15 protein-coding genes and 1 pseudogene are annotated in these 16,453 nt (G+C 68.3%); 8 read left to right on the top strand and 8 right to left on the bottom strand.

The window, feature by feature from the left end:
- Positions 1-18: 18 nt before the first annotated feature.
- The 4 genes and pseudogenes from ACTHNC_RS09430 to ACTHNC_RS09415 all read left to right on the top strand — a co-directional run bounded on the left by ACTHNC_RS09430 (position 19) and on the right by ACTHNC_RS09415 (position 4,206).
- Positions 19-825 carry an IclR family transcriptional regulator gene (locus ACTHNC_RS09430; protein WP_440294344.1) on the top strand — a complete coding sequence of 269 codons (807 nt, stop codon included), beginning with the start codon at positions 19-21 and terminating at the stop codon, positions 823-825.
- Between the two features lie 87 nt (positions 826-912).
- Complete coding sequence (locus tag ACTHNC_RS09425; RefSeq protein ID WP_440294343.1) at positions 913-2,331, top strand: MFS transporter; 1,419 nt, start codon at positions 913-915, stop codon at positions 2,329-2,331.
- Positions 2,328-3,115, top strand: a pseudogene (locus ACTHNC_RS09420) (SDR family oxidoreductase). The gene ACTHNC_RS09425 and the pseudogene ACTHNC_RS09420 overlap by 4 nt, the downstream one beginning before the upstream one ends.
- A gap of 47 nt (positions 3,116-3,162) precedes the next feature.
- Positions 3,163-4,206 (top strand): zinc-binding dehydrogenase, encoded by a 1,044-nt coding sequence (locus ACTHNC_RS09415; protein ID WP_440294342.1) that lies wholly within the window; start codon positions 3,163-3,165, stop codon positions 4,204-4,206.
- A 15-nt stretch (positions 4,207-4,221) separates the two neighbouring features.
- Here the strand turns inward: ACTHNC_RS09415 and ACTHNC_RS09410 are convergent, their stop codons facing one another.
- Genes ACTHNC_RS09410 through ACTHNC_RS09380 form a run of 7 tightly spaced genes read right to left on the bottom strand, consistent with a single transcriptional unit; the run spans position 4,222 to position 10,890 of the window.
- The gene (locus ACTHNC_RS09410) at positions 4,222-5,436 is read right to left on the bottom strand and encodes an aspartate transaminase (protein ID WP_440294341.1); all 1,215 of its coding nucleotides are present in this window, start codon (positions 5,434-5,436) and stop codon (positions 4,222-4,224) included.
- Entirely contained in the window at positions 5,433-6,179 is a 747-nt protein-coding gene (locus tag ACTHNC_RS09405) for a 4-carboxy-4-hydroxy-2-oxoadipate aldolase/oxaloacetate decarboxylase (protein ID WP_440294340.1), read from the bottom strand. The genes ACTHNC_RS09410 and ACTHNC_RS09405 overlap by 4 nt, the downstream gene beginning before the upstream one ends.
- Positions 6,176-6,931: an SDR family oxidoreductase gene (locus tag ACTHNC_RS09400; RefSeq protein ID WP_440294339.1), complete on the bottom strand. Its 756-nt coding sequence runs from the start codon at positions 6,929-6,931 to the stop codon at positions 6,176-6,178. The genes ACTHNC_RS09405 and ACTHNC_RS09400 overlap by 4 nt, the downstream gene beginning before the upstream one ends.
- Positions 6,912-7,970, bottom strand: coding sequence for a biotin-dependent carboxyltransferase family protein (locus tag ACTHNC_RS09395; protein ID WP_440294338.1), 1,059 nt, complete (start codon positions 7,968-7,970; stop codon positions 6,912-6,914). Before ACTHNC_RS09395 ends, ACTHNC_RS09400 begins: the two co-directional genes overlap by 20 nt.
- Positions 7,967-8,698, bottom strand: coding sequence for a 5-oxoprolinase subunit B family protein (locus ACTHNC_RS09390; RefSeq protein ID WP_440294337.1), 732 nt, complete (start codon positions 8,696-8,698; stop codon positions 7,967-7,969). The genes ACTHNC_RS09395 and ACTHNC_RS09390 overlap by 4 nt, the downstream gene beginning before the upstream one ends.
- Positions 8,695-9,462 carry a LamB/YcsF family protein gene (locus ACTHNC_RS09385; RefSeq protein ID WP_440294336.1) on the bottom strand — a complete coding sequence of 256 codons (768 nt, stop codon included), beginning with the start codon at positions 9,460-9,462 and terminating at the stop codon, positions 8,695-8,697. Before ACTHNC_RS09385 ends, ACTHNC_RS09390 begins: the two co-directional genes overlap by 4 nt.
- A gap of 57 nt (positions 9,463-9,519) precedes the next feature.
- Positions 9,520-10,890, bottom strand: a complete 1,371-nt coding sequence (locus ACTHNC_RS09380; protein WP_440294335.1) for an MFS transporter — start codon at positions 10,888-10,890, stop codon at positions 9,520-9,522.
- Between the two features lie 199 nt (positions 10,891-11,089).
- On the opposite strand from ACTHNC_RS09380, the gene ACTHNC_RS09375 reads away from it, so the two are divergent.
- The 4 genes from ACTHNC_RS09375 (at position 11,090) to lpdA (ending at position 15,488) form a co-directional block, all read left to right on the top strand.
- Positions 11,090-12,127 (top strand): LacI family DNA-binding transcriptional regulator, encoded by a 1,038-nt coding sequence (locus tag ACTHNC_RS09375; RefSeq protein WP_440294334.1) that lies wholly within the window; start codon positions 11,090-11,092, stop codon positions 12,125-12,127.
- A gap of 67 nt (positions 12,128-12,194) precedes the next feature.
- On the top strand, positions 12,195-12,731 hold the full coding sequence (locus ACTHNC_RS09370) for a gluconokinase (RefSeq protein ID WP_440294333.1): 537 nt from the start codon (positions 12,195-12,197) through the stop codon (positions 12,729-12,731).
- An 89-nt stretch (positions 12,732-12,820) separates the two neighbouring features.
- The gene (gene rlmN / locus ACTHNC_RS09365; protein ID WP_440294384.1) at positions 12,821-14,041 is read left to right on the top strand and encodes a 23S rRNA (adenine(2503)-C(2))-methyltransferase RlmN; all 1,221 of its coding nucleotides are present in this window, start codon (positions 12,821-12,823) and stop codon (positions 14,039-14,041) included.
- Positions 14,042-14,090: 49 nt separating this feature from the next.
- Positions 14,091-15,488 carry a dihydrolipoyl dehydrogenase gene (gene lpdA, locus ACTHNC_RS09360; RefSeq protein WP_440294332.1) on the top strand — a complete coding sequence of 466 codons (1,398 nt, stop codon included), beginning with the start codon at positions 14,091-14,093 and terminating at the stop codon, positions 15,486-15,488.
- Between the two features lie 7 nt (positions 15,489-15,495).
- Here lpdA and ACTHNC_RS09355 read toward each other — a convergent pair.
- Positions 15,496-16,453, bottom strand: a 958-nt coding sequence (locus ACTHNC_RS09355) for a glucuronate isomerase (RefSeq protein ID WP_440294331.1), incomplete at its 5' end; no start/stop codon positions are given.

The raw sequence follows: 16,453 nt of genomic DNA, 5'->3' as shown, positions 1-16,453 counted from the left end.
GCGACCGAAGGGGGATGCATGGAGGCCGAGACACGCGTCGAGGGTCAGGGGGACAAGGCGCCGGCGGTGAGCCGTGCCGTGCGCATCCTCGACATCCTGGGAGATGCGCCGGGCGCTGTGACGCTCAGTGAACTCGCCAGAGCACTCGGGGCGGCGAAGTCGTCGACGCTCAACGTGTGCGGCGCGCTCGAGGAGGGCGGGCTCATCCGGCGCACCGAGGTCGGCTACCAACTCGGTCGGCGCGTCGTTGAGCTGGGCGGTGACTACCTGCGCTCGTTCGACCCGGTGCTCGAGTTCTACCGCGCCTGCGCCGAGTCCGAGGTGCTGAGCGCCGAGCGATGCCAGCTGGCCGTGCTGGAGGGCACGAACGTCTTGTATCTGGCAACGCACGTCGGCCGAGCGCCGTTCCGCTTCTCTGCGGGCATCGGGTCGAAATACCCAGCCTCCATCACCGCCGTCGGTGTCGCGCTCCTCTCGCAGCTGCCCGACGACGAGATCGCCGCACGCTTCGCTGATGACGCAACCCGCCCCTCGTTCACGGACCGCTCAGTGACCAGCCTCGCGGAGTTGCGACGCAAGCTCGCCGAGACGCGTGAGCGCGGGTACAGCATCGACCACGGGGAGGTGTACCCGGGGTTGGCCGGCGCGGCCGTCGTCGTGCCGCCGCAGTCGAGTGGCGAGGTGCCGATCGCGCTGGGAGCATCCCTCGTCGAATCGCGCGCCTCCGACAGCGCGCTGCACGTCGTCGTGGATGCGCTGCTCGAGGTGGCTGCGCGCATGTCCAACCCGATGAACCTGCAGCCCGAAGCAGTTCAGGCGCTCTAGTTCTGTTCACCATGTTGAACTGCGTTCAGCAGAGTGTTACCTTCGATCGCAACGGGCGACGGTGCCCGGGCTCAAGGAGGTAGCCACATGAGCAACGACAGCTCGGTTCCGGAGGTCGTGCGCGGGTCGGACGATCCGGCGTACGCGGCGAATCTGCGCAGGGCGACGCTGGCATCCAGCGTGGGCAGCGCGCTCGAGTACTACGACTTCGCGCTGTACGGCCTTTCGACGGCGCTCGTCTTCAACGTTCTGTTCTTTCCGCAGGGGAATCCCGCGATGGCCACCGTCGCGGCGTTCGCGACATACGGCGTCGGCTTCGTCGCCCGACCATTCGGCGGACTGTTCTTCGGAGCGCTCGGCGACCGCATCGGGCGCAAGTGGGTGCTCGTCGTCACGATCCTGCTGATGGGCGGGGCATCCACCGCCATCGGCATCCTGCCGACCTTCGCCGTCGCGGGCTTCTGGGCTCCCGTGCTCCTCGTGCTGCTCCGGCTGCTCCAGGGCTTCGGCGCGGGCGCCGAGCAGGCCGGCTCGACCGTGCTGATGGCGGAGTACGCGCCCGTCCGCCGTCGCGGCTACTTCGCGGCCCTGCCGTTCATCGGCATCCAGGCCGGCACGCTCCTGGCGGCTCTCGTCTTCAGCATGATCGCGCTCCTGCCGAAGGATGCCCTCATGTCGTGGGGCTGGCGGGTCCCGTTCCTCGTCTCGTTCGTGCTGATCCTGATCGGCCTGTACATCAGGGCGCGCCTCGCCGAGACGCCCACGTTCGTCAAGCTGGAGCTGAAGGAGCAGGTCTCCCACCACCCGATCCGCGAGATCTTCGGACACGGATTCCCCGGAGTCGTGGTGGGGATCGGCCTGCGGATGGCGGAGAACGGCGGCTCCTACCTGTTCTCGACGCTGTCGCTCGCGTACGTCGCCGGCATCATCGGATCCACCGCGAACAAGGGCCTGCTCGCCTGGGGAGTGACCCTGGGGTCGCTGATCGGCATCTTCTCCGTTCCGCTGGCCGGGCACCTCTCCGATAAGTTCGGCCGTCGCACCATCTACCGTGCAGGATCGTTGTTCCTGCTGGTGTGGGCCGTGCCCGCCTGGTGGCTGCTGTCGCTGGGCAACTATGTCCTGACGATCGTCGTGATCGCCATCGCCATCGGAATCTGCGTGAACACCATGCTCGGCGCGCAGTGCGCGCTGATGCCGGAGATGTTCGGGGCGAAGCACCGCTACCTCGGGGTCGCGATGTCGCGAGAGATCTCGGCGGTTCTGGCCGGCGGCGTCGCCGGGGTGCTCGGCGCGTACCTCATCGCCGTCAGCGGCGGCAATTGGACCCTGCTCGCGATCTACACGGTGGTGCTCGCTCTCATCACGGTGGCGTCCACCTACCTCGTGCCCGAGACTCTGCGTCGCGACCTCGACCGCGTCGACGACGCGGTGAAGGTCTCACGCAACGAGGCCGGCGACGGTGTTGAGGCCACCACGGTGGCGGTTTCGGCGATCCGGCCATGAGCTTCGACGCACCCGCGGGACTGTCCGCCTTCGACCTCACCGGAAAGCTCGCGCTCGTCACCGGATCGAGCCAGGGCATCGGTCGTGCGCTCGCCAAGGGGCTCGCCGACGCCGGCGCGACCGTCATCGTGCACGGCAGGGACGCGGCGAAGGCCGCCCGGACGGCGGCAGAGATCGCCACGGCAACGGGGGCTGTCACCCACTCCCGCACCTTTGACGTCACGGAGGCGGCGGCGGTAGATGCCGGAATCGCCGGCATCGAGCGGGAGCTCGGCGTTCCGGACATCCTGGTGAACAATGCCGGAGTCCAGCGCCGTGCTCCTATCGCGGAGTTCACGGACGACGACTGGGACGAGCTGCTTCGCACCAACCTCTCCAGCGTGTTCTACGTGTCCCGCCGGGTTTCCAGGGGGATGATCGCTCGCGGCTCCGGCAAGCTCATCCAGATCGGTAGCGTTCAGTCCCAGCTGGCCCGGCCGTCGATCGCGCCGTATTCGGCCACGAAGGGCGCGATCGTGATGTTCACGAAGGGCCTGTGCGCGGATCTTGCGGGTTCCGGCATCCAGTCGAACGCGATCGCGCCCGGATACTTCGCCACCGAGTTGACGAAGGCACTGGTCGAGGACGAGGACTTCTCGGCTTGGGTGCGGGGGCGGACGCCGGCTGCCCGCTGGGGGACGTGCGCGACCTCGTGGGTGCCGCGGTCTTCCTGGCGAGCTCGGCGAGCGACTTCGTCAACGGGCAAACCCTGTTCGTCGACGGCGGCATGACCGCGGTGGTGTAGGACTCGCGGCGGTAAGAGATGAGCAAGCGAGAGCGAGTGGGGAGATCATGACCGGAACCGACGATGAGCTGCTCGGCGTGGTGGTGCACGGCGAGGGCGACCTCCGGGTCGAGCCGATCGAGCGAGAAGAGCCGGCGGCCGACGAGGCCGTCGTGCGCATCGCATACGGCGGAGTCTGCGGTTCGGATCTGCACTACTGGATGCACGGGGCCGCCGGTGAGTCGATCCTGCGCGAACCGCTTCTGCTCGGGCACGAGGTCGTCGGAACGGTCGTCGAGCCGGCGGCGGACGGCACGGGGCCGCGTGCTGGAGTCGACGTCGCCGTCCACCCGCTCACGGAAGGCGCCGGAGACGGATCCCGCTACCCGGCAGGGCGGCCCAATCTCTCACCCGGCTCCACCTATCTGGGAAGTGCTGCACACTTTCCGCACAGGCAGGGTGCGTTCGCCAGGCTCGTGAACCTCCCCGCGCGGATGCTTCGGCCCCTTCCGAAAGGGCTCTCCCTCCGGGACGCCGCTCTGGCGGAGCCGGCCGCGGTCGCCTGGCATGCCGTGAGCCGGGCGGACGCGGTCGCCGGTCGCCGTGCGCTCGTGATCGGATGCGGCCCGATCGGGGCCCTCATCGTGGCGGTGCTGCGCCGCGCTGGAGCGGCCGAGATCATCGCCACCGACCTGTACGAGCATCCGAGACGGATCGCGGAGCAGCTCGGCGCGACGCGCACCATCGACGCGCGTGACGCCGACGCGATCGCCGCCGTCGATGCGGATGTCGTGTTCGAGTCCTCCGGATCGCGTCCGGGACTCGCCTCCGCCGTGCGCGGAGCGACGCGCGGCGGCCGCGTCGTGATGGTCGGGCTGCAGCCGACCGGTGAACAGCCGGCGCTGCTCTCGCTCGTGATCACCCGCGAGCTGGAACTGGTCGGATCGTTGCGCTTCAACGGTGAGATGGACGACGTGCTGCAGGCGCTGGCGGACGGGTCGCTTCAGGTGGACCCGATCGTGACCCACGAGTTCGCCGTCGAGGACACGCTCGAAGCGTTCGAGACCGCGCGCGACGCGAGCCGCTCCGGCAAGGTGCTGCTGCGGTTCTGAGACCGCGGCGAAGCGTCAGGACAGCTTCGCCACGGCCGCGGCGATCGCCGCGGTGCCTCGCTCGATCTGGTCGAGGCCGGTGGCGAACGAGATCCGGAAGAACGGCTCGCTGCCGTATGCGGATCCCTGGATGACGGCGACGCCGGCCGTATCGAGCAGGTAGAGCGTCACATCCAGGTCGTTCTCGATCGTGTCGCCCGACGGGGTTCGCTTGCCGATCAGTCCCGAGCATCCGACGAAGAGGTAGAAGGCGCCGTCGGGCACGCTGGGCCGCAGCCCTGGAACGCGTTCGAGAGCGGAGACGGCGCGGTCGCGCCGTTCACGGTAGGCGGCGGAGCACTCCGCCACGAACGTCTGGTCTCCGGTGAGCGCGGCGGCGGCAGCGGCCTGGCTGATCGATGACGGGCACGATGAGCTCTGCGACTGCAGCTTGTTGATCGCGGCGATCAGGCGTTCGTCGCCGACGGCGTAGCCGAGACGCCAGCCGGTCATCGCGTACGCCTTGGAGACGCCGTTCACGGTGACGGTGCGGTCACGCAGCGCCGGCGCGGCCTCGGCGAAGCTCACGTAGGGCTCGTCGGTGTAGAGGATCTCGTCGTAGATCTCATCGGAGAGCACCCACACGTGCGGGAAGTCGGCGAGCACGACCGCTAGCGACTCCAGCGAGGCGCGATCGTAGACGGCGCCGGTCGGGTTGCCGGGAGCGTTCAGCACGAGCCACCTGGTCTGCGGTGTGATCGCTGCACGCAGAGCCTCCGGCGTGAGTCGGTACCCGTCCTCGGTGCGTGTCTGCACGGGCACGGGCGTGCCGTCGTTCACGAGCACCATGTCGGGATACGACACCCAGTACGGTGCGGGCACGATGACCTCGTCACCTGCGTCGAGCGTGGCGGCGAACGCCAGGTTGATCAACTGCTTGCCGCCGCCTCCGACGGTGATCTGCGAGTCCTCGTAGCGGATGCCTGAGCTTCGCAGCATCCGCTCGCGGATGGCATCACGTAGCGCGGCGGTGCCGTTCACCGGCGTGTACTTGGTCTCGCCCGCCTCGATGGCCGCGATGGCAGCGTCTTTGACGTGCTGCGGAGTGTCGAAGTCGGGTTCACCGGCGGTGAAGTCCACGATCGTCCGGCCCGCCTCACGCAGCTCGCGGGCGCGCTGCGCTGCCGCCAGGCTCGGCGAGATCCGGATCCTGCTCACCCGCTTCGACGGGGAGAACGGTGCCGCGCTCATCGGGCCCCCAGCCCCTGGTACGGGTCGATGTCGTCGAGATCGGTGGTGATGCCCTTTTGGCGGAGCACGTCGTGCAGGTTGCAGAGGTCGATGGTCGTGCGGCCCTGCTTGTAGAGCTCGATCAGCTCCTCCTCCTTGGCATCGCGGTCGGCGGACAGCGCGACCACGTCGTCGACCTCCTCACGACGCACGACGACGACACCGTCCACGTCGCCCTTCACGACGTCGCCGGGGCGGATGAGCTCGCCGCCGAAGACGAGCGGCTGGTTGATGTGGCCGAGCGTCTCCTTCACGGTCCCACGGATGGAGACGCTGCCGGAGAAGACGGGGAGGCCGAGCTCTCGCAGCTCCTTCGTGTCGCGCACGCCGCTGTCGGTGACGAGCGCCGCGATCCCCTTCGCCTTGCACGCGTTGCCCAGCACACCGCCGAACGTGCCGGCATCGGTGAGCTCGCCGGCCGAGACGATGAGCACGTCGCCGGGTTGCGCATAGTGGATGGCCACCTGGAGCATGAGGTTGTCGCGCGGCGCGCAGACCACGGTGAAGGCGGAGCCGACGAACGACATGCCGGCATCGATCGGCTTGATGCGCGAGGCGACGGCGCCACGGCGGCCCTGAGCCTCGTGGATGGTCGCAGCGCTGAATGCTCCGAGTCGTTCGATGCTGGCCCGGTCGGCCCGTGGGATACGGGTCGTCACGTGCGGCGGATTGCTGAGCTTTGGAAGGTCGACGATGTTCGTCATGCCTCTCTCCTATCGAAGGTCAGGCCACCCGGCACCTGGAATGTCGGTGTGATCTCGATGAGCCCGAGATTGACGTGTCTCGGTGCGTCGATGGCGAAGTCGACGGCACTGACGATGTCGTCGACCGTGAGGGACTCGTATCCCTCGTAGTAGGTGCTCCACGCCTCCGCCATCGCTTCGGGCGTTCCGCCCAGGTTTCGGCCGAAGATCTCCGTCTCCACTCGACCGGGGCAGATCTCGGTCACCCGGATGCGACGCCCGAGCGCGTCATTCCGCAGCTGGCGGGACAGCTGCGAGACGGCGGCCTTGGTGGCGTGGTACGCGGTGTGACCGAAGAAGTTGTACCGACCGGCGATGCTGGAGATGTTGACCACGTGGCCGAGATCGCGTTCGACCATGCCTGGCAGGATCAGCCGGGCGAGGTGCAGCACGGCGCGAAGGTTCACGTCGACCATCGCATCCACGGTCGCCCGCGACGCGTCGAGGATGTTCCCGGTGCTGCTCACGCCGGCGTTGTTGACGAGGATGTCGACCGGGATGCCCTCCAGCTCCGCCTCGAGCGCGTCGACGTCGGCCAGGTCGATCGCGTGCGGGATCGCGCCGGTCTGCTCGGCGAGTTCGGCGAGCCGCGTCGCGTCGCGCGCCACAGCGTGCACCGTGAGACCACGCTCGCGGAAGTCGCGCACGATCGCTGCTCCCATCCCGGTCGATGCTCCCGTGACGAGCGCCGTCTCATAGTCGCTGTAGGGCACGGTGTTCCTCTCCTTGTGCGGTTCCTTCTGCTGTCCTGAAGGTCCGCTCGATTCCGAGCGGCTCGGCGAGCCCGAGGGCCGAGTAGATGGTCGCGACGCGCCGCCGCAGCTGCTGGAGCCGGAGGTGCCATTCCTGCACGTCCTGCGCGGCGTGCTCGACCGTGATGTGACGGAAGCACACGCGTTGCCCTGGCCTGACCTGCCCGAGATCGTCGAGCGAGACGGGCGTGACGACCGCGAGCACGGGGTAGCCGGCGGTGACGCCGCGTCCGCGGTGCAGCACGACGAGCTCGTCGCCCGGCGGCACCTCGACCGCGCCGATCGGCACGCCGCGCGAGAGCACCTCCGTGGTACTGGTGCGCACCGGTAGCCGCCCTGTCATGCGCAGCCCGATGTGGTTGCTCTTCGCCGTCACCGTGTACGGGCCCTGGAAGAGCCGGCCGGCGGTCCCCGCGAACTCGTCCTCGTCAGGTCCGTCGGTGACCTTGACGACGGCGTCGTCGCCGAAGTAGGGGGTCAGCACCCCGAGATTGAACAGCGACATGTCGAAGTACGGATTCACGACCGGTCCTATCGCCGTGCGGACCTCGAGGCGGTCGCCGGGCTGCACGCGCGAACCGAAGCCGACAGCGGCATCCGGAGCGCAGCTGCCCAGCAACAGCGGCACGTCGAAGGAGCCGTGCACGGCGACATACGTGTGGAGCCCGGCGGCCATCTCGGTCAGCGTGACGCGCTGGCCGGCACCGATGGAGACCGGCTCCCACATGCTCCGTTCGACGTCGTCGACGAGCAGTGTCATGGGCGCACCGGTGACCGCGATGAGGAGGTCGACCTCGGCGACGAACGAGAGGTCGAAGACGGTCACCTCGATGAGTGGTTCGGAATCTCCGTTCGCGACGAGGATGTTCGCCACCCGCGCCGAGTACTGATCGCTCGCGCCGCCCGTTGCGAGACCCATCGCCGGTCCGCGCGACCTGCCGAGATCGGTCACGACGGCGTTGCCCGCCGTCTCGATGCGCAAAGCCCCGGCCCCGATCACGACTCGGCTCCGTCGGGTGCGAGTGCGCGACCGGACAGTCTCTCGAAGGCCACTTCGTCGATCCGCTCGAAGCGGAGCAGGTCACCCGGTCGGTAGGGCACGAGCGGCTCTCTGGTGAGGTCGAGGATCGTGAGCGGCGTGCGACCGATCACCCGCCAGCCGCCGGGGGCCGTGGCCGGCGCGATGGTGGCCTGGCGTCCCGCGAGCGAGACGACGCCGGCGGGCACGCTGGCTCGAGGGCTCGCGAGCCTGGGAATGGGGACCGTGAGGTCCGGGCCGTCCAGCATGGGCGATCCGCCCGGTGCGCCGAGGCACCGCACGGTGTAGAGGGGCGCCAGGTGCCGCCGGATGACCTCCTCCTGGTCGAGGCCGGACAGTCTCGACACCTCGTCGAGATCCGACTGCCACGGGCCGCCGTAGAGCACGGGCACGACGAAGGATCGGGGAGCGGCTTCGAGCGGTTCATCCGGGTCGATCGTGTCGAGCAGCCTGTTCACGTGCTCGGCGACCAAGGCGACGGTCGTGGTCGTCGGATCGAACTCGACGAGCACGGACTCGTAGGTCGGGATCGATCCGATGAGTCCGGGCTCCTGCCGTTCGGCAAGGCGTCGGGAAAGCCCGTGCACGACACGCCAGTCGCGCTCCCGGTCGCCCAGACGCGCCGAGACGCGGAGCGCGGCCGGACCGCACTCCGCGACGCGCACGTCCGTCAGGCGCACAGGGCTCATCGGTCCTCCGCCGGTGCGGCGATCGTGACGCCGGCCGCCTCCAGCTCGCGTCGGATGCGGCGGGCCAGCTCCACGGCCTCCGCGTTGTCGCCGTGCAGCAGCACGGTGTCGACGGCGACCGGTATGGCCACCCCGTTCCGGCTGTCGATGACGCCCTCTGTCACCATCCGCACCGTTCGCCGCGCGATCTCGTCGGGGTCGTGGATGACGGCGCCCGGCTGGGAACGCAGCACCAGCGTGCCGTCGTCCTCATAGGCCCGGTCCGCTATGCCGACGATCGAGACCCGGATGCCCGCCTCCCGAGCGGCATCGGCGAGGCACCCGTCTTGGGCCAGCACTCGCAGCGAAGGGTCGACGTGGGCAATGGCATCCACCACTGCGTTCGCGTAGTCGGCACGCGTGCCGACCAGGTTGCCCAGTCGGCCGTGCGGTGTCACGTGAGTGAGTCGAGTGCCGTGGTATGCGGCGAAGCCCGCGAGCGCGCCGAGCTGGTACACCACATCGGTGCGCACCTCGAGCGCGGTCAGGTCCATCGTTCGCCGGCCGAACCCGGCCAGGTCGGGAAAGCTGGGGTGAGCTCCGACATGCACCCCGCGACGTACGCACTCGCCGACCGTGCGATCCATGATCCGCGGGTCGCCGGCATGGAAGCCGCAGGCCACGTTCGCCGACGTGACGATCTCCAGCAGAGCATCGTCGTCGCCCATGGACCAGGGGCCGAAGCCCTCGCCCAGATCGGCCACCAGATCGATGCTGCGTGCCATCATCACTACCTTTCCTCCATTGTGGGTTGGCGGTCCTCCGCCGCCCGCTCCTCGTCGTTATGACGCCGGCGCGACGGTCGGAAGAGCGGTCGCGGCCGTGACCGCAGCTTTCTCGTGTTCGCTCTGCTGCACGTCGTCGAGCTCGTCCAGTGTGTACCGGCGCGTCTCCTTGGCCGTGAGGGCGGAGACGCCGGCCACGAGCATGAAGCCGAGTGCGAGCACGGAGGGGCCGACCCACCCGGTGAGGGTGGTCCCCGCGAGCGCCGTCGCGAGCACGGGGCCGATCGCACCGGAGGCGGCGAAACCGATCTGAGTGCCGACGGCGAGCCCGGAGACGCGCACGCGGCTCGGGAACATCTCGGCGAAGAAGGACGGCCAGGATGCGTTCACGATCGAGTAGAAGAGGCTGTAGTTGACGATGCCGAGAAGGAAGATCAGAGCCCAGTTCCCGGTCGTGATCGACCAGAGGTAGGGCACCATCGTGGTGCCGACGCCGATCGTTCCGATGAGGAACATGGTCCTGCGGCCCAGCTTGTCCACCAGGAATCCCGACAGGGGAGTGATGCCGAGGGCGATCACCGCCGAGAGCGTCGTCACCAGCAACATGGTCGACTTGTCCAGCTTGTATCCGCCGGTTCCGAACGCCACAGAGAACGTCTGCATCATGTAGCTGGTGCCGGCGATGAGCGCGCAGCACGCCACACGCAGGATGGCTCGCCAATGGAACCGCACGGCCTGGTTGAGCGGGGCGATGTTCACCTTGATCGCCTGCGTCGCGACGAACGCAGGTGGCTCCTGCATGTGACGGCGGATGAGGTACGCGGCGACGACGACGATCGCCGAGAACCAGAACGGGATCCGCCATGCCCAGCCGAGCAGGTCGGCCTCCGGCAACGCGGCGAACGGGAGGAAGACCACCATCGAGAGCAGCGTGCCTGAGGAGGCGCCCAGGGTCGTGAAGCTCGTGATGAACCCGCGTCGACGCTCTGGAGAGTGCTCAAGGCTCATGCTGATCGCGCTTGCTTGTTCGCCCGAGACGCACAGGCCCTGAATCACGCGGATCACGACGAGCAGGATCGGCGCGAGCGCACCGACCTGGGCGTAGGTCGGCAGACAGCCGATCAAGAACGTGCAGCCGCCGATGCCGAAGAGCGTGAGCATCATGACGAACTTGCGGCCGAACCTGTCGCCGAGGGGCCCGAGGATGAGCGCCCCGATGGGGCGGACCACATAGCCGACCGCGAGGGTCATCATGCTGAGCAGCACGCTGATCCCCTCGGGAAGCTTGGGCGAGAAGAAGAGCACGTTCAACACGAGCGCCGACGCGGTGCCGTACACCGCGAAGTCGTAGTACTCGAGCGTCGTGCCGATCCAAGCGGCGACCGCCGCTTTGGCGGGGGTCTTCTTGGGGAGTGCGATCTCAGTCATTTCGTCTCCATCGACGGCGGGTGGAACTGAAGAGTTCGGGGTGCCTTCACGATAGGTACGGCCCGGCGCTTGGTTCAACAAATGTGCCAACTCTGTGCAGCGCAATGGGCTTATACCTGCCGAAACTCGGGCGATCATCCATAACATGGCTAGGATGGTGGCAAAGTTCTTGCCATTGAATGTGCAGTCTGGAGCGATCGTGGCCGTACCAGAGCGTCGCCATCAGCGGCACGTCACCCTCACGGCGATCGCACAAGCCTGCGGTGTCGCCCCCTCCACGGTCTCGCGTGCCCTGAGCAACCCGAATCGGGTGAGCACGGCCATGTACGAGAGAATCGCCCGCAAGGCCAGGGAGATGGGCTACTTCTCAGCCCTTCTACCGCAGGCCGACGATTGGCGTGCGCACGGCACCATCGGCCTCGTCGTGCCCAATCTGACCAATCCGTTCCTCTACGACCTCGTTCGCGGCAGCCAGGGGCAGGCGCAGACGGCCGGGTACTTCCACCTACTGGTGAGCACCGACGAATCGCCCTCGGTCGAGTCGACGTGGCTGACCGACCTCGCCCGCACCGTCAACGGCATCGTCATCGTGTCGCCGCGCACAACCGACGAAGCGCTTCGTTCGGTCGCCGACGCGGTACCGGTCGTCGTGGTGAACCGTCAGGTCGACTCCCTGTCCAGCGTCGTGATCGACACGCCGGTGGGAGCGGCACAGGCGGTCGACTACCTGTCGAGTCTCGGGCACCACCGCGTCGCGTATGTCCGGGGACCGGAGAACTCGTGGACGGATCGGGTGCGTTACGCGGCCCTGCGCGAGGCGGCGAAGCACCACGACGCGGAGATCGTGCCGATAGGCGCCTTCCACCCGTCGCTGTCCGCCGGAGCGGCAGCAGCGGATGCCGTCTCGCTGAGCGCGGCGACGGCGGCCGTGTTCTTCAATGACACCTTGGCGATCGGTGCGCTCGGCCGATTCCGGGAACGTGGTGTGCGCGTGCCAGAAGACATCAGCGTCATCGGCTGCGACGACATCTTCGGGTCCGCGTTCGTCACGCCGCCGCTCACCACGGTCACGACCTCGGGTGAACGTGCGGGAAGGACGGCGACGGAGATACTGATCGGGCACTTCGCCACGAAGGATCACGCGCCGCGGGTCGAGCACCTCGCCGTGCACCTCACGGTGCGGGCGTCGACCGGGCCCGTCCCTGCGGAGCGAACCGCTAGCGAGCTGCAACGATGAGCGCGCGCCGCATCGTGCGTTCCTCCGTCGCCGCGTGGCAACGACGGCAATCGGCCAGAATGGCTTCATGACCTTCGTGCCTCCCGTCCACCTTCCTGCGATCGTGCTGATGGGGGTGTCCGGCGCGGGCAAGAGCGTCGTCGGCAATGCCCTCGCGGATGTCTCGGGCCGCGTCTTCATCGACGGTGACGATCTGCATCCGGCGGCGAACAAGGAGAAGATGCGTGCCGGCATCCCGCTGACCGACGCCGACCGTGAGCCCTGGTTGCGGATCATCGGCGAGCGCCTGGCGGTGGGAGACGGCGTGATCGTCGCGTGCAGCGCGCTGCGCCGCCGCTACCGGGATCTGCTGCGCTCGTACGCGCCCGACACGTTCTTCGCGCACCTGGATCCCCAGCCGGAGACTCTCGAACAGCGCCTGGCTGTCCGCGTGCACGAGTACATGCCCGCCGACCTTCTCGGTTCCCAGCTGGCCACGCTCGAACCGTTGCAGCCGGACGAGTTCGGTGCCGTCTTCCGCTCAGACGGATCGGTGGATGCCACAGTCGCCGACATCCGTGCCGCACTCGCATCCGACCTCGAGGAGCCGCCCGCCGTCCGCTAGGAGTGTCGGACGACCTGCGTTCGGAGGATCAGGCCGGCACCGGCGGACGCTCAGCCGCACCCTGAGAGAATGGCCGGGTGAGCGAGACGATTCTGCCCCATGAGCGCACCGCAGACGCGTCCGCGCCGACCCGCGCACGCGGGCGCCAGGTCCGCCCGGCGACCGAGGGCTGGACGCAGCAGCTCGCCGCAGACGGCCGGCCCGCCCTGCAATTCGCCTCACCGCGCCGCAAGCAGCCCGAGACGCACCTCGCCGATCTGACTCCGGACGAGCGCAAGGCGAAGGTCGTGGAACTCGGCCTGCCGGCCTTCCGCGCCAAGCAGCTGTCGACGCACTACTTCACGCACTGCACGACGGATGCCTCGGCCATGACCGATCTGCCGGCATCCGGTCGCGAGGAGCTCATCTCGGCACTGCTGCCGCCGCTTCTCACGGAGGTGCGTCGTCTGCGCACAGACGACGGCCGCACCATCAAGTTCCTCTGGCGGCTGTTCGACGGTGCCCTCGTGGAGTCCGTGCTCATGCGGTACCCGGGCCGCATCACACTGTGCATCTCCTCGCAGGCAGGCTGCGGCATGAACTGCCCGTTCTGCGCCACCGGCCAGGCGGGTCTCACTCGCAATCTCTCGGCGGCGGAGATCGTCGACCAGGTCGTTGCGGCCAATCGAGCGATCGCTCAAGGCGCGCTCGGGCACCGTGCCTCGGGTGCGCCGGAGAGGGTCCACAACATCGTCTTCATGGGCATGGGGGAACCGCTGGCGAACTACAAGCGCCTGATGAGCGCGGTTCGGACCCTGCTGGCCCCGCAGCCCGACGGCCTCGGCATGTCCGCGCGCGGCATCACGGTGTCATCGGTCGGGTTGGTGCCTGCCATCCGCAAGCTCGCCGATGAGGACATCCCGCTGACGTTCGCGCTCTCACTGCACGCACCGGACGACGGTCTGCGTGACGAGCTGATCCCGGTGAACTCGCGCTGGAAGGTCGACGAGGCACTGGATGCCGCCCGTTACTACTTCGAGAAGACCGGCCGCCGTGTCTCCATCGAGTACGCGCTCATCAAAGACATGAACGACCACGCGTGGCGCGCCGACCTGCTCGCGCAGAAGCTCAACGAGCGGGGCCGGGGCTGGGTGCACGTGAACCCGATCCCGCTGAACCCGACGCCGGGTTCCATCTGGACGGCGAGCGAGACGGATGTCACGTCGGAGTTCGTGCACCGGCTCGAGTCCGCGGGCATCCCGACCACCCTCCGCGACACGCGCGGCAAGGAGATCGACGGCGCCTGCGGCCAGCTCGCTGCGGCGGAGTAACAGGTAGCATCGCGTAGCGAATGCGCCTGGAACGACCTGAGGAGGACTCATGCCCCATTTCGACGTCGTCGTGCTCGGTGCCGGCCCTGGCGGTTACGTCGCCGCCGTGCGTGCCGCGCAGCTCGGCCTGCAGGTCGCCATCGTCGAGCAGCAGTACTGGGGCGGGGTGTGTCTGAACATCGGCTGCGTTCCGGCGAAGACGCTGATCCGCAACGCCGAGGTGCTCGGGCTGGTCACGCGCGAGGGCGCCGAGTTCGGCATCTCCGGCGACATCCACGCCGACTACGGCGTCGGCTGGGACCGCAGCCGCAAGGTCGCGGATGCGCGTGCCAAGGGCGTCAACTTCCTCATGCGCAAGAACAAGATCACCCAGTTCGAAGGGCACGGCTTCTTCACCGGACCGAAGTCGATGGATGTCGCGCTCGCCGCGGGCGGCACGGAGCAGCTCACGTTCGACAACGCGATCATCGCGACCGGCTCGACCGTGCGCCTGCTGCCCGGTGTCGAGCTCAGCGAGAACGTGCAGACCTACAAGGAGCTCATCCTCACCCGCGAGCTGCCGAAGTCGATCGTGATCGTCGGCGCCGGAGCGATCGGGCTCGAGTTCGCGTATGTGCTGGCGAGCTACGGGGTGCAGGCGACCGTCGTCGAGTTCCTCGACCGCGCGCTTCCGAACGAGGACGTCGACGTGTCGAAGGAGGTCACGAAGCACTTCAAGGCGCTCGGCGTGCCGATTCTGGCATCGACGAAGGTGGAGTCGGTCGTCGACGACGGCAACCAGGTCACGGTGACCTACACCGGTGCGGACGGCGCCCAGGGCAGCATCACCGCGGACAAGGCGCTCATCTCGGTCGGCTTCGCCGCGAACGTCACCGGTTACGGTCTGGAGAACACGGGAGTCGAGCTCACCGACCGCGGCGCGATCGCCATCGATGACCACATGCGCACGAACGTGCCGGGCATCTACGCGATCGGCGATGTCACCGCCAAGCTGCAGCTCGCCCACGTGGCTGAGGCGCAGGCCGTCGTCGCCGCTGAGACGATTGGTGGTGCGGAGACCATGACACTCGGCGACTACCGCAACATGCCGCGCGCCACCTACATGCAGCCGCAGGTAGCGAGCTTCGGTCTCACCGAGCAGCAGGCGCGCGACGCCGGCTACGACGTCGAGGTATCCACATTCCCGATGATGGCCAACGCGAAGGCTCACGCGCTCGGAGACGCCAGGGGTTTCGTGAAGCTCGTCGCCGACAAGAAGTACCACGAGCTGCTCGGCGGTCACATGGTCGGGCTCGACGTCTCCGAGCTGCTGCCGGAGCTGACGCTTGCACAGAAGTGGGACCTCGGAGCGCTGGAGCTTGCACGCAACGTGCACCCGCATCCTTCGCTGTCAGAGTCGATGCAGGACGCCTTCCACGGCCTCGTCGGCCACATGATCAACCTGTAGCGGTCGGCTACAGCCGGAACACGCCTCGCGGGATGTCCGACACGAGGCGCCGCGCGACGCCGAGCGCGTCTTCCTCGGTCAACTGGTGGGTGACGACGAGGGATGCCAGGTAGCCGGCGTCCAGTCGTCGTGACATGTCGTGCCTCGCGGGAATCGAGCAGAACGCCCTGGTGTCGTCGATGAACCCGCTGGTCTTGGCGAAGCCGGCCGAGTCGGTGACGGCGGAACGGTAGCGGGCGATGCCCGCGGGGGAGTCGAGGAACCACCACGGCGCGCCCGCGTACACGCTCGGGTAGAAGCCGGCGAGTGGCGCGATCTCCCGGGAGAACAGCGTCTCGTCCACGGTGAAGAGCACGAGCCGGAACGTCTCGTTCACGCCGAAGTCGCGCAGGATCGGGGTGAGCGGCACGGTGTAACCGCCGACCGCGGGCAGGTCGTGCCCTGTGTCGGGTCCGAACGCGTCGAAAGTCGGCCGGTGGTGGTTGCGGATGACGCCCGCGTGCAACTGCATGACGAGGCCGTCATGCGCGCTCATCTCGGCAAGGCGATAGAGCAGGTTGCGGCGGTACGCGTCGGCGTCGGCCTGCGTGATCGTGCCGGCGAGGGCGTCGCGATGGATGCGCTCGGCATCCGCGTCGGAGAGCGGCTCGCTTCCGGCATCGATCACGCCCGTGTCGGTAGCGGTGCCGCCGGCGGCCTTGAAGTATTCACGCCGCGAGCGAAGCGCGTCAAGAAGGCCCGCGTACGTTCCGCAGTCGATGTTCGCGGCCGCCGACAGCGTATCCAGCGCGTTCCGCCACCCCGGCTGCAGGGGATGCATGTATCGGTCGGCGCGGAAGGTGGGCACGACGCGGCCGGCGAAGTCCGGGTCGTCGCGGAGGGCCAGGTGCGCCGAGAGGTCGTCGGCGGGATCGTCCGTCGTGGCGAGCACCGCGATGCGAAAGCGGTCGAAGAGCGCCCGCGGG

Source organism: Humibacter sp. (assembly GCF_051954055.1).
Lineage (GTDB): Bacteria > Actinomycetota > Actinomycetes > Actinomycetales > Microbacteriaceae > Humibacter.
This window is presented reverse-complemented; position numbering and strand designations above follow the sequence as displayed.

What these genes read in the sequence shown, in the direction of transcription:
- ACTHNC_RS09425 (WP_440294343.1), top strand. Translation starts at nt 913, where the DNA reads ATGAGCAACGACAGCTCGGTTCCGGAGGTCGTGCGCGGGTCGGACGAT.
- ACTHNC_RS09370 (WP_440294333.1), top strand. Translation starts at nt 12,195, where the DNA reads ATGACCTTCGTGCCTCCCGTCCACCTTCCTGCGATCGTGCTGATGGGG.
- ACTHNC_RS09415 (WP_440294342.1), top strand. Translation starts at nt 3,163, where the DNA reads ATGACCGGAACCGACGATGAGCTGCTCGGCGTGGTGGTGCACGGCGAG.
- ACTHNC_RS09380 (WP_440294335.1), bottom strand. Translation starts at nt 10,890, where the DNA reads ATGACTGAGATCGCACTCCCCAAGAAGACCCCCGCCAAAGCGGCGGTC.
- ACTHNC_RS09430 (WP_440294344.1), top strand. Translation starts at nt 19, where the DNA reads ATGGAGGCCGAGACACGCGTCGAGGGTCAGGGGGACAAGGCGCCGGCG.
- ACTHNC_RS09390 (WP_440294337.1), bottom strand. Translation starts at nt 8,698, where the DNA reads ATGAGCCCTGTGCGCCTGACGGACGTGCGCGTCGCGGAGTGCGGTCCG.
- ACTHNC_RS09385 (WP_440294336.1), bottom strand. Translation starts at nt 9,462, where the DNA reads ATGGCACGCAGCATCGATCTGGTGGCCGATCTGGGCGAGGGCTTCGGC.
- lpdA (WP_440294332.1), top strand. Translation starts at nt 14,091, where the DNA reads ATGCCCCATTTCGACGTCGTCGTGCTCGGTGCCGGCCCTGGCGGTTAC.
- ACTHNC_RS09405 (WP_440294340.1), bottom strand. Translation starts at nt 6,179, where the DNA reads ATGACGAACATCGTCGACCTTCCAAAGCTCAGCAATCCGCCGCACGTG.
- ACTHNC_RS09410 (WP_440294341.1), bottom strand. Translation starts at nt 5,436, where the DNA reads ATGAGCGCGGCACCGTTCTCCCCGTCGAAGCGGGTGAGCAGGATCCGG.